This window comes from Nitrospirillum amazonense, assembly GCF_007828045.1.
GTDB lineage: Bacteria > Pseudomonadota > Alphaproteobacteria > Azospirillales > Azospirillaceae > Nitrospirillum > Nitrospirillum amazonense_C.
Map to the genome: position 1 here is coordinate 189,128 of NZ_VITN01000006.1, position 12,569 is coordinate 201,696.

Sequence of the window (12,569 nt, forward strand, 5' to 3'; positions counted from 1 at the left end):
TCCGTGTCACGCGTGCCGTGGCACCGGTTCCATCAGAGTTAAAGGCCGACCGCCCGCTGCACCGTCCAGAACAGGCCGGTGGCGGCGATGAGGGAGGAGGCGGGGATAACCACGCGGCGGCGGTACCAGGGCTGGTCCTTGTTCCCCCCTGAAACGCACACGAGAGCGACGGCGCCATAGGCGGCGGCGATGATGGACAGCTGCGCCAGTTCTATCCCGACATTGAAGCTGACCAGGGCGGGGATGACGTCGCGCCGGGCCAGGTGCAGGTCGGCGAGCGCGCCGGCGAAGCCCATGCCATGCAGCAGGCCGAAGCCGAAGACCACCAGGGGCCGCCAAGGCGTCAGCCGCGCCGTCAGGATGTTCTCCACCGCCACATAGGCGACCGACAGGGCGATCAGCGGCTCCACCACCCGTGCGGGCAGGCTGATCACGCCATACATGGTCAGGCCCAGGGTGACGGAATGGGCCAGGGTGAAAGCCGTGACCTGCACCAGGATGGAGCGCAAGCGGGTAGTCAGCAGGAAGATGCCCAGCACGAACAGGATGTGGTCCAGCCCTTCCGGCAGGATGTGCAGGAAGCCCAGCTGTAGGTACTGCGCCGCCAGCCGGGGCCATGAGATGGGGGCGGCGTTGGCGGCCAGGGCGAAGGGCGGGCTGGCGGCATCGCCCTCCAGCCATTGGGTCTGCGGCGCCCCGCCGGCGGCATCGGTGAAGACGACGCCATAGGTGCTGTAGACCAGGCCGTAGCGCCAGGTGATGGTGCGCGCGCCGGGTGGCAAGGGGCCGCTGGCCCGCAGCACCACGAAGGCCGGCAAGGTGATGTCGCTGGGCATCTCCACCCGTTCCACCACCACCGTGGCCGGCATGGGGGCGCCGTCGGCCCTGAGATCCACCTGGGCGGCGATGGCGCCGGCATAGGGCGGCAGCAGGGTCTGCACCCGGTCCGCCGTCAGGTCGCGGCTCAGCGGCCCGCCGCCCGCCGCCTCCAGCTTGTTCACCAGGGCGGTGGGGGCGGTGGTGATGGTGGCGGACCAGGTGTCGCCCGGTCCGACGATCAACTGCACCTGGGTGGTGCCGATCTCATGCGCGTGGGAGGGTTGGCCCAGGCGCAGCGCCAGCAGCAGGCCCCCCAGCAGCAGGGTACACTGCCAGCGCCTCATGGCTGCGCGCCCGCGCCGCCGCCGGCGGGGCCCGGCCAGTCGAAGGTCAGCGAGGCCCAGTGGCTTTCCCAGTCCCGGTGATGCAGCCAGTGGGCCAGGGTGCCCGCCCGGACCATGTGCACCGACCGGATCAGCCACACCCCGCCCTGGGACAGGGGGAACGCGAAGGCGCCCTGGGCGTCGCTGCGCGTGGCCAGGCGCGCGGCCGGCTGGCCCCACAAATGCGCCGTGACCACGGCCCCCGCCACCGGTTGGCCCAGGAACAGCACATGGCCGCGCATCGGGCCGGCCCCCGCCGCCGTGGGGTCGGCGTCGGGCACGATCTCATAGGTGTAGCCTTGAGGTTGGGTCACCGCCGGGTCGGCCTTGGTGCCGGCCAGCAGGGACTTGGCGTAGCGGTAGAAGCATTCGCGGCCCGGCCGGGCGCTTTCCCCCAGCCGCTCCCGCTCCGCCACGATGCCGTCCAGGCCGTATTGGCGCAGATAGGCGGTGAAGCGCTCGGCCGGCAGCTCGATATAGCTGCCGCCGCCGGTATAGCCGATCAGGGCGGTGGTCCGGCCGTCGGCGCGCAGGAAGCCGGCCGGGTCGATGTTGTCGGCGCCGCCCACCGCCTGCTCCTCCCCCGCCTGGCGGACGAAGAAGCGGTCGATCAGGCTGGCGGTGCGGGGCACCGGGTCGCCGATGAAATTCTCCCCCACCCGCAGGCCCACGGCCACGGCGGTGCCGGGGCCGGGGCGGAAGGTGGAGGGCTCGATCCAGAAATCATGCGCCAGGGCGCCGGCGGCCCAGCACGTGGCCGCCAACCCGATCAGCGCCCCGCGCAACGCGACCATCAGGCGTCGACCCGGCGCCACCACCAGCGCAGCAGATGCCGGAGCAGCAGGCGGATGATCTCCACGATCCCCCAGCTGACCAGCAGCAGCACGATCACGCCCAGGATGACCCAGGGCAGGACGCTGTGGGCGTTGGACGGTGCCGGCGTCTGATCGGGCCATTGCGGCGCCAGATAGGGCCATTCGGCGGAGAAGGGCTTGTCGTTCACCGTGGCGCGTGGCCAGGGCCCCTCGATGAAGGAAATCTCCTGCAACAGGCAGTCGCCGAAAGCGCAGGTCTGCGCCACCACGTCGTCGGTCAGCAGGCGGCCGTTGGGGTAACCGACGGGGAAGCGGTCGGTGTAGACCATGACATCGGGTTGCAGGTCGTAGGGCCGCAGCTGCAGGGTGAACTGCAGGAAGTCGGCCGCCGCCACCGCCCACCATTCCTTGGCGCTGTGCAGGTAGTTGTAGATGTTGTCCAGCTTGGCCTTGCGGGTCATCAGCGCCTTCAGCTGGTCCTTGGGCGGCATCGTGTTGATGAAGCCGAAGCGCGGCAGCTGGGTGCGGATGGACCGGCCGACATGGTCGATTTCCGTCCCACCCTTGGCGGTGGTGCCCCACAGGATGAAGTCGTGCTGGTCCGCCGGGAATGCGGTCTTCGGGATGCGCATCACCATGGCGATGACGTTCTTCTTGAAGAAGCGCGGGAAGATGAAGGGATCGTCGCGCACGCCGAAGTAGGTCTTGATCTTGTCGGTGTCCTTCAGCCCCGTGTAGGTGACGCTGTTCACCGTCACGTCGTCCTGCAGCTTCACCTTGATGGTGACGTCGGGGTGGATCTGGTCGGGCACCAGCACCGTGCCGCCATAGCGGGCGCGGATGACCGGGTCCTGGAAGGACACCGGCGTGGTGAGGTCCATGTGGATCTCATAATCGTACGGCGCCAGGTCGTAGGGCTTGGGCGCCAGCAGGGCGCGGTTGACGTCGAAGATCAGGATCATGTCGTCCCCGTCCGGGTAGAAGAACAGATCCGTGATATTGGCCGTCGGGTCGGTCAGGTTGGTCGGGTCGGCATGGTCCGACGCGCGCCCAGGTTGTGGGGTTGCCAGGCCCAGGCATGCAACCAGCGCGAGACCGGCCAGCCGCGCCCTCGGCAGCGCTTTTTCCAGGATGTTCAGGCCCGTGGCCCTGTTGAAGATGCGCCCCATCGTCTCCCTCCGTTGTCCCGCCAGTTTCGCGTGATGCGACATATCACATTGATTTTGAACGAAAATTAAGCCTGTTCGGAAGCTGTGCGCTATCGGAAGGGTTACGCCCTTCCTAAGGGTGCCCCTACACTTTAGGGGTGGAGCCCGACTATCAAATTCGAGATAAACGGTGCAACAACAGGTATTATATTTCCTGTAGGTTGTATCTTTGGCTTGAGACTAGTTGGCCTAGGATATAATGTCCAGACCAACGAACAACTTTTCAGGGCGCGAGGTGGGGCATGGCGCGGATCGGTCTTGGGGTCTTTGCGACCCTGGTGGCGGCGGTGCTGCTGCTGTCTGGCTGCGGTGACAAGCAGGTGAAGGATGAGGCGATGCGGGCCGATCGGGCCGCCGACACCTTCCCGGCCGCCGACGAGGACTATTTCAAGGACATGGACGGCGGCGTTCAGCTGAAGCCGGATGAGGTCAAGGGCCGCAACAACTGGGTGGTGTGGACCGGGGGCAACGACCGCTTCTGGGATGCCATCACCAACAGTGCCTTCGGCAACTTCGACCTGCTGAAGACCATTTCCAGCTATAAGACTTTGGCCTATGGCCGCCACAACCGGTTCGAGCAGCTGGGCCTGATGAACGAGCCCTGCTTCGTGGAACCGAAGGATGGCTCGAAGGACCCGTACGGTCTGTGGCTGGATCAGCGGGTGAGCGTCAAGGACGACCCCAACTGTCCCGACGACCCTTTCGCCAATGAGAAGAAGTATCCCGGCGTCAAGATCGGTGCGCGTGGCGTCACCGTGCCGGTGGGCTCCTTCTACGGCTATCCCACGGGTATCGTCGGCCTGCGCCTGTTCCCCAATCCCGACTTCGACGAAAAGGCGAAGAAGCATTGGGACGCGGAGAAGTATTACAACGACCCCGACTACTACAACGACAAGAACCTGGTCCGGCCTTACCGCGTGGGCATGGCCTGTGGCTTCTGTCATGTGGGGCCCAGCCCGACCCATCCCCCGGCCGACCCGGAAAACCCGAAGTGGGAGAACATGAGCGCGGTGGTCGGCGCCCAGTATTTCTGGATCGATCGCATCTTCGGCTGGAACTACGGCAAGCCGGGCTCGCCGGAGCGCAAGACGAGTGAGCAGAACTACCTGATCCAGCTGGTGCACACCTCGCGCCCCGGCGCGCTGGACACCTCGCTGGTCTCCACCGATTACATCAACAATCCCCGCACCATGAACGCCGTCTATGGCCTGCCGTCCCGCGTGCAGATCGCCAAGGAGCGGGGGCAGGAAACGCTGAGCGGGCCCGAGCTGAACAACGAGTTCCTCAAGGGCAGCCTCGACGGCAAGCAGGTGATCACCCCGCACGTGCTGAAGGACGGTTCCGACAGCGTGGGGGTGCAGGGGGCGCTGAACCGCGTCTTCATCAACATCGGCCTGTTCAGCGAGGAATGGCTGCGCCACTTCAACCCGTTGTTCGGCGGCGTGCCCAACACGGCCATCCAAATCGAGGTGGGCCGCAAGAACTCCAGCTATTGGCAGGCGACGGAGGCGCAGACGGGCTTCCTCGCCGCCTACTTCCTGAACGCCGACATCGCGAAGGGCCACAAGCTGGCCGACGCGCCGGGCGGCAAGGAACTTATGACCGCCGGGCCCGCCACCCATCTGGAGCGGGGCAAGGAGGTGTTCGCCGAGACCTGCGCCGGCTGTCATTCCAGCAAGCAGCCACCGGTGCCCAAGGAAATCGACTTCAAGACCTGCAACGGCCCCAACTACCTGGCCTGCTGGAACCAGTACTGGGCTTGGGTGAAATCGGACGAGTTCAAGGCGCAGATGAAGGAGATGGTGAAGGCGCCGGACTTCCTGGAAGGAAACTATCTTTCCACCGACATGCGGGTCCCGGTGACCCTGCTGCAGACCAACGCCTGTAGCCCGCTGGCCACCAACGCCATCGCCGGCAACATCTGGGACAATTTCTCCTCCACCTCCTACAAGCAGCTGCCGTCCGTCGGCACCATCAAGATCCACGACCCCTTCACGGGTGAGGAGAAGGACTACGTCATGCCGGCCGGCGGCCGCGGCTACACCCGTGTGCCCTCGCTGGTGGCCCTGTGGTCGACGGCGCCCTACCTGGTGAACAACACGGTGGGCTGGCCCGGTGGGTCATTCTACGCGCAGCAGCCACTGCCGCCGCCGCCGCCCAACCAAAAGCCTTATTACCCGTTTAATCCGTTGGACCCCTCGGTCGGGGAGCGCGTGAAAACCTTCGAGGTCTCGATCCGGCAGATGCTGTGGCCCGAGACGCGTCCCCACGACAAGCTGCTGGGCGACAAGGGGGTGTTCCTCATCGACCGCACCAGTGTCGGCAGCTATCTGAAGGTGCCCGGCGGCTACCTGCCCGGCTTCCTGAAGCCGCTGCTCAGCCCGCTGCACCGCTGGCTGCCCAGCATCTTCGGTGACGGCGACCTGATGGTGGGGCCCATCCCCAAGGACACGCCGGTCAACCTCATCTCCAACACCGAGCTGTACAAGGACGACGCGACCCTGGCGGAGAACCTGCCCCGCTATGTCCAGCTGCTGCAGCTGCTGAAAAAAGCGACCCACGACTTGTCGCAGCTGCCCAAGAACGCGACGGACGAGGAGGCGCGCAAAGTGTTCGCCAACCTTCGGAAGCCGCTGCTGGACTTCAGCAAGTGCCCGGATTTCGAGGTCAATCGCGGCCACTACTTCGGGACCAGCTTCACGTCCGAGACGACGGCGCTCAGCGACGACGACAAGGAAGCGCTGATCGAGTTCCTGAAGACCTTCTGACCACCCCGCCCTTCAAATCCCGTCCGGCCGCGTGCTCCGCGGCCGGCGGTTGGGGGCGGCATTCCCACGGGCCAGGCATGGGGGACAGGCTATGGCAGATGTAAATGAGGCATCCGTTCAATCCGCTCAGTACGATTTCATCGTCGTCGGTTCCGGCGCCGGCGGCGGCACGGTGGCGGCCCGCTTGGCGGAGGCGGGGTATTCGGTGCTGGTGTTGGAGGCGGGCGGAGACCCGCGCAAGTCCCATGGGGGCGATCCCTATTATCCGAACGAGAACCGTTTGCCGGACGATTACGACGTACCGGTACTCCACGCCTTCGCCTCGGAAAACACGGGCATGCGCTGGGACTTCTTCGTGCGCCACTACAGCAACCAGGCGGTGCAGACCTCCGACCCCAAGTATAGGGCGGTGTATCCACCGCTTGACGGACGGCCGGTCGATGGCGTCCTCTATCCCCGCGCCGGCACGCTGGGGGGGTGCACGGCGCATAACGCCCAGATCATCATCTATCCCAATAACGAGGACTGGCAGTTCATCGCCGACCTGACGGGCGACGTCAGCTGGCACCCCAAGGCCATGCGGCGGCTGTTCCGCAAGCTGGAGAACTGCCACTACCGTTGGTTCTACCGCCTGCTGTACTGGCTGAGCCTGGGCCTGATCAATCCGTCGGGCCACGGCTTCCGGGGCTGGCTGCACACCCAGAAGGCCATCCCGCTGCAGGCGCTGGGCGACAAGCCCTTGATCCAGGGCTTGCTGGATTGCGCCAAGGCCGTGCTGCAACGCGACCCCAACCCCGACCAGGGCTTCGAATGGCTGCTGGAGGGGGAGGGGGATGCGAACGACGTTCGGTTGGTGGACGCCGACGCCTTCGGCCTGCGCTACGTTCCCCTGTCCAACCGCAACCATGCCCGCACCGGCACGCGCGAGCGCCTGCTGGAGGTGGCCGAGAAGCATCCCGACCGGCTGCATATCGAACTTGATGCCCTGGTCACCCGCGTCCTGTTCGATGAGTCCACAGACGGACCGCTGGGGGGCGAGCCGCGCGCCATCGGCGTGGAATATGAGAAGGGGGAGAAGCTGTATTCCGCCTCCTTCGCCCAGGGCACGGGCGGGGAAAAGCGCGCCGTCTACGCCAAGCATGAGGTCATCCTGTCCGGCGGCGCCTTCAACACGCCGCAACTGCTGATGCTGTCGGGTATCGGGCCCAGGGAAACGCTGGAGAAATTCAACATCCCGGTGCGGGTCGACAGCCCCGGCGTGGGCCGCAACCTGCAGGACCGGTACGAGGTCGGCGTCGTCAACGAGATGACCACGGACTGGGAGGTGCTGAAAGGCGCCAAGTTCGCCGCCGGCGATCCCCAGTACCAGCAATGGAAGGAAAAGCGCGAGGGCGTCTACACCACCAACGGCGCCGTGCTGGCCGTCACCAAGCGCTCGGCACCCGAGCGGCCCATGCCCGACCTGTTCTGCTTCGGCCTGCTGGGTGAATTCCGCGGCTACTACCCCGGTTATTCCAGCCTGTTCCCGGAGCATCTGAACATGCTGACCTGGGCGGTGCTGAAGGCCCACACGCTGAACCGCGGCGGGGAGGTGACCCTGCGGTCGGCCGACCCGCGCGACACTCCCTACATCAATTTCCATTACTTCGAGGAAGGGACCGACAAGTCGGGCGAGGACCTGGACAGCGTGGTGGAGGGCATCCGCTTCGTGCGCGCCGTCACCAAGCAACTGTACGACCAGGGCATCGCCAAGCAGGAACTGCTGCCCGGCCCCGACGTCCAGACGGACGAGGAGTTGAAGCACTTCGTGCGCACCCACGCCTGGGGGCACCACGCCTCCTGCACCTGCGCCATCGGCAGCGCCACCGGGGGTGGCGTGCTGTCCAGCGATTTCCGTGTCCATGGGGTCAAGGGTTTGCGGGTGGTGGACGCCTCCGTCTTCCCGCGCATCCCCGGCTACTTCATCGTCAGCGCCGTCTACATGATCGGCGAGAAGGCGGCCGAGGTGATCATCGAGCAGACCCGTTGCCAGCCGAACCGCCGCCATCAGGCGCGGGCGTGAGATTCAGGGGGCTAGACCAATGACCAATCCGCTCAGCACCATCGAGGTTCTGCGGGCCGAGGCCGAGAGCATCCATGGCGACCACGTGCTCGACGGGGTGCAGGACGAGGACCTGACCCTGGCGCTCAACAATCTGGAATCCACCGCCCTCTGCCTGTCGGGCGGCGGCATCCGCAGCGCCACCTTCGGCCTGGGCGTCATCCAGGCGCTCGCCGCCCGGCCCCGGCCCTGCAAGGACTTCCGCCTGCCGCCGCCGGACAAGGCGCTGTTGGGGCAGTTCAACTACCTCTCCACCGTCTCCGGCGGCGGCTATATCGGCAGCTGGCTGTCGGCCTGGCTTTCCCGCCAGCCCTATGCCGACGTGCTGCCGCAGCTGAACACCCGCGGCCATGATGTCAGCGCCGTTGAGCCGACGGCCATCGGCGACCTGCGGCGCGACAGCAACTACCTGACGCCCAAGGTGGGCCTGGTCTCCGCCGACACCTGGGCGGCGGCGGCCATGATCCTGCGCAACCTGCTGCTGAACTGGGTGCTGCTGATCCCGCTGTTCCTGCTCAGCCTGGTGGTGGTGAAGCTGGCGGCCGTGGGCGTGGCCTGGCTGTCGCACCCCTTCGGCGACCAGAAATACGGCCTGGCCCTGTTCATCCTGGCGGCCATCTCCCTGGTGCTGGTCCTCATAGGACTACGGTTCACACTCCGTGCCATGAGGCTCAGCGGCACGGCCAGTCCAACGCAGGGCCAGTTCCTGAAAGGCAATCTGTTGCCCATGTTCCTGGGTGGCGTCGCCTGGACCGGGGCGCTGGACACCACCATCGGCTATCAGTTGCTGATCGTCACGCCGCTGGCCGACCTGCTGGTCTTCGGCGGCATCCTCGGCTTTGTCGTCTATGGCGCGGCCCAGCTCATCACCCTGCTCACGACGGGGGAGCTGTTCACCGCGCTGCTGGATCTCAAGCGTTGGGCGCGGCTGAAGCACCGCACCACGTGGGGCTGGCTGGTGGCGGGCATCGCCTACGGCGCCTTCCTGGGCTTTGGCGCCCATATCATCGGCTCCGGCGGCGACCCGGCCGTGCGCCTGTTGCTGCTGCTGCTGTTCGCGCCGCCGTGGTTGCTGCTGTCGCAGTTGATGGCGGAGACCTGCTACGTGGCGCTGACCAGCAACACCCCCCGCTCGGATGAGCAGCGCGAGTGGTTCGCGCGGTCGGCGGGCTGGTACCTGGCGACCTGCATCGCCTGGATCGCCGGCGTGGCCCTGGCCCTCCTGGGGTCGTGGACGGCCGGCCAGGTGGAATTGGGCACGCAGGCCCTGTTCGACTGGCTGGTGGCCGGCGGCGGCGCCACCGCCATGGTCGGCTGGCTGACCGGCGGCAGCGGCCGCACCTCGGCCCAGTCGTCCAGCCAGTCCCCCAACCGCAGCCCGGTCGCTATCGCCTACAATGTGGCGGCCAGCCTGTCGGCCCCGCTGTTCTTCGCCCTGCTGCTGGTCCTGGGATCGGCCATCATCGATCTGGTGGTGCTGCGGGACTCCCTGTTCGCCTACCTGATCTCGTACGGCAACTATCTCATCCTGCCGGACAGCACCGGGTCGGTGGTGTTCCAGAGCGGCATGGTGGAGGCGCAGGAGCGTGGCATGGTGGTGCCGCTGCTGCTGATCGCGGGGGCGATCCTGGGCATCATCGCCCTCTTCGCGTCCAAGTACATCAACATCAACCGCTTCTCCCTGCACGGCCTCTACCGCAACCGCCTGGTCCGGGCCTTCCTGGGGGCGTCGCACATCGGCCGCAAGCCGGACCGCTTCACCGGCTTCGACATGGATGACAATCCGACCATGCAGTCGCTGTGGCCGGCGAAGCGCGAGGACCGGACGGGCGACAACTGGCGGCCCTTCCATGTCCTGAACACGACCTTGAACGTCATCTCCACCCGCAATCTGGCGTGGCAGCAGCGCAAGGGCATGTCCTTCACCATCACGCCGCTGCACAGCGGGGCGGCGTCGCTGTGCCCCCTGCTGGATCAGCCGGGCGGCACGCTGGTGGCGTATCGCGGCGCCTTCCGTCCGTCGTCCAAGTACGGCGGGTCGTCGCACAGCGGCCGGCGGTTCCGCCTGTGGCCCTTCGCGCGCCAGCCGAAATGCCCCCCCCGCCCGGAGGATGATCCCAGCAACCCGGGCATCTCGTTGGGCACGGCCATGGCCATTTCCGGCGCCGCGGTGGATCCCAACGCGGGCTATCACTCATCGCCCACCGTGTCCCTGCTGCTGACCCTGCTGAACATGCGGCTGGGCTGGTGGCTGGGCAATCCGGCGCCGGTGGGGGACAAGTCCTGGTACCGCAATGGCCCGCCCACGGCGGCGGCGCCCCTGGTCAAGGACGCCTTCGGCCTGACGACGGACGACCAGCCCTATGTCGCCCTGTCGGACGGCGGCCACTTCGAGGATCTGGGGCTGTATGAAATGGTCCGCCGCCGCTGCCGCTATATCGTGATCAGCGACGCCGGCGAGGATCCGGACTTCACCTACTCCGATCTGGGCATGGCCGTGCGCAAGATCGGCATTGACTTCGGCATCCCCATCCGCTTCCACGAACTGCAGAAGATGCAGCCGCGCCCGGCACCGGGGGTGACGCTGACCGATGTGCCCTATCACGCCATGGGCGTCATCGACTATGCCATGGCCGACGGGCCGGCGGCCAAGCCGGGCATCATCCTGTACGTCAAGGCCAGCTTCCATAATTGCGACGAGGGGGCGGGGGTCAAGGCCTATGCCAACAGCCACCCCACCTTCCCGCACGAGTCCACCACCGACCAGTGGTTCTCCGAATCCCAGTTCGAGAGCTACCGGTCGCTGGGCTTCCAGATCATGGACAGCATCCTGGCGGAGGCCCAGGGCTGCGCCACCGATCTCGCCACCCTGAAGCAGATCATGGACAGCCTGGCGGAAGCGGCGCTGAAGGAAGAGTGTGAGGAGTGTGATCCGCCGATCCTGCAGGGCGCCTGAGTGGCCTAGCCGGGAAGCACGACGGAACAAGGCATCTTCGCTGCATCTTTTAAAGGGCGGGGCGGGTTGGCACGTGGGACGTGCGGCCCGCCTCCGTTTCTAAAGGACGGCGGGGAGGCTAGCCTTGGACACTTTGGAGCCGGGATCGGCGCCATCCGAAACCACACCTGTGCTTGAAGATCGGCCGGCGGGGGGCGGGCCGCCGAAGAAGCCCCGCACCATCTGGCAGTGCCTGGGGCCCGGCCTGGTCACCGGCGCCTCCGACGACGACCCCAGCGGCATCGCCACATATTCCCAGGTGGGGGCGCAGTTCGGCTACGGCCTGGCCTGGACCCTGATCCTGACCTATCCGCTGATGGCGGCGATCCAGGAAATCAGCGCCCGCATCGGCCGGGTGACGGGCCATGGCATCGCCGGCAACCTGCGCCGCCATTACCCGCCGCTGACCATCAACGCCATCGTCTTCCTGCTGGTGGCGGCCAACGTCATCAACATCGGCGCCGACCTGGGGGCCATGGCGGCGGCCCTGGGCCTGCTGATCGGCGGGCCGCAATGGCTGTATGTCCTCCTGTTCGGGGGGGCCTCGGCCGCGCTGCAGATCCTGGTGCCGTACTGCCGCTACGTCTCCATCCTGAAATGGCTGACGCTGTCGCTGTTCGCTTATGTCGCCACCGTGCTGGTGGTGCCCATCCCCTGGGCCGAGCTGGGCCGTGCGGTGATCCACCCGCCCATCTCGTTGAAGTCGGAGTACCTGGTGGCCGTCGTCGCCGTCTTCGGCACCACCATCAGCCCCTACCTGTTCTTCTGGCAGGCGGACCAGGAGGTGGAGGAGGAAAAGGGCGATCCCGGGGCCCAGCCCCTGAAGAAGGCGCCGGAACAGGCGCCGGACGAACTGCGGCGCATCCGGCTCGACACCTACATCGGCATGCTGCTGTCCAACGGCGTGGCGCTGTTCATCATCATCACCACCGCCGCGACCCTGCACACCCATGGCGTCACCGACATCCAGACCTCAAGCCAGGCGGCGGAGGCGTTGCGCCCCATCGCCGGCACCTTCGCCTTCGCCGTCTTCGCCTTGGGCATCATCGGCACCGGCCTCCTGGCCCTGCCGGTGCTGGCGGGGTCGGCAGCCTATGCGCTGGGCGAGGCGCGGCGCTGGCCGGTGGGCCTGGCGCGGCCCTGGCACAAGGCCAAGGCCTTCTACGGCGCCATCTTGCTGGCCATGGCCGTGGGCTCGGTCATGAACGTCATCGACATGGACCCGGTGAAGGCCCTGTTCTGGAGCGCGGTGGTCAACGGCCTGGTGGCTGTGCCGGTGATCGTCATGATGATGCGCATGGCGGCCAAGCGCGAGATCATGGGCGACTTCGTCCTGCCGCCGGCCTTGCGTGTCCTGGGCTGGGTCTGCATGGCCACCATGGCGGTGGTGGACACCGCCATGGTGGTGACCTGGGTGATCTAAGGATCACCCGTGCGCCAGCTTCAGGCCCGCGATGCCGGCCACGATCAGGCCGATGCA

Annotated in this window: 7 protein-coding genes; 4 read left to right on the forward strand and 3 right to left on the reverse strand. The window is 66.7% G+C overall.

Annotated features, from left to right (window positions below):
* Positions 1-38 precede the first annotated feature (38 nt).
* The 3 genes from FBZ89_RS31535 to FBZ89_RS12415 are packed head-to-tail and all read right to left on the reverse strand — an operon-like array spanning position 39 to position 3,186.
* The gene (locus FBZ89_RS31535) at positions 39-1,163 is read right to left on the reverse strand and encodes a HupE/UreJ family protein (RefSeq protein ID WP_246172152.1); all 1,125 of its coding nucleotides are present in this window, start codon (positions 1,161-1,163) and stop codon (positions 39-41) included.
* Positions 1,160-1,996, reverse strand: coding sequence for a DUF4198 domain-containing protein (locus tag FBZ89_RS12410; RefSeq protein WP_186457320.1), 837 nt, complete (start codon positions 1,994-1,996; stop codon positions 1,160-1,162). The genes FBZ89_RS31535 and FBZ89_RS12410 overlap by 4 nt, the downstream gene beginning before the upstream one ends.
* The gene (locus FBZ89_RS12415) at positions 1,996-3,186 is read right to left on the reverse strand and encodes a hypothetical protein (protein ID WP_186457321.1); all 1,191 of its coding nucleotides are present in this window, start codon (positions 3,184-3,186) and stop codon (positions 1,996-1,998) included. The genes FBZ89_RS12410 and FBZ89_RS12415 overlap by 1 nt, the downstream gene beginning before the upstream one ends.
* A 281-nt stretch (positions 3,187-3,467) precedes the next feature.
* Here FBZ89_RS12415 and FBZ89_RS12420 point away from each other — a divergent pair, with 281 nt between their 5' ends.
* From FBZ89_RS12420 to FBZ89_RS12435, 4 genes are all read left to right on the forward strand, one after another.
* Positions 3,468-5,993 (forward strand): hypothetical protein, encoded by a 2,526-nt coding sequence (locus FBZ89_RS12420; RefSeq protein WP_145750282.1) that lies wholly within the window; start codon positions 3,468-3,470, stop codon positions 5,991-5,993.
* 91 nt (positions 5,994-6,084) lie between these two features.
* Positions 6,085-8,055 carry a GMC family oxidoreductase gene (locus tag FBZ89_RS12425; protein WP_145750283.1) on the forward strand — a complete coding sequence of 657 codons (1,971 nt, stop codon included), beginning with the start codon at positions 6,085-6,087 and terminating at the stop codon, positions 8,053-8,055.
* Positions 8,056-8,074: 19 nt separating this feature from the next.
* Entirely contained in the window at positions 8,075-11,050 is a 2,976-nt protein-coding gene (locus FBZ89_RS31190) for a patatin-like phospholipase domain-containing protein (RefSeq protein ID WP_211115205.1), read from the forward strand.
* A 169-nt stretch (positions 11,051-11,219) separates the two neighbouring features.
* Entirely contained in the window at positions 11,220-12,512 is a 1,293-nt protein-coding gene (locus tag FBZ89_RS12435) for an NRAMP family divalent metal transporter (RefSeq protein WP_145750284.1), read from the forward strand.
* The last annotated feature ends 57 nt before the right edge of the window (positions 12,513-12,569 follow it).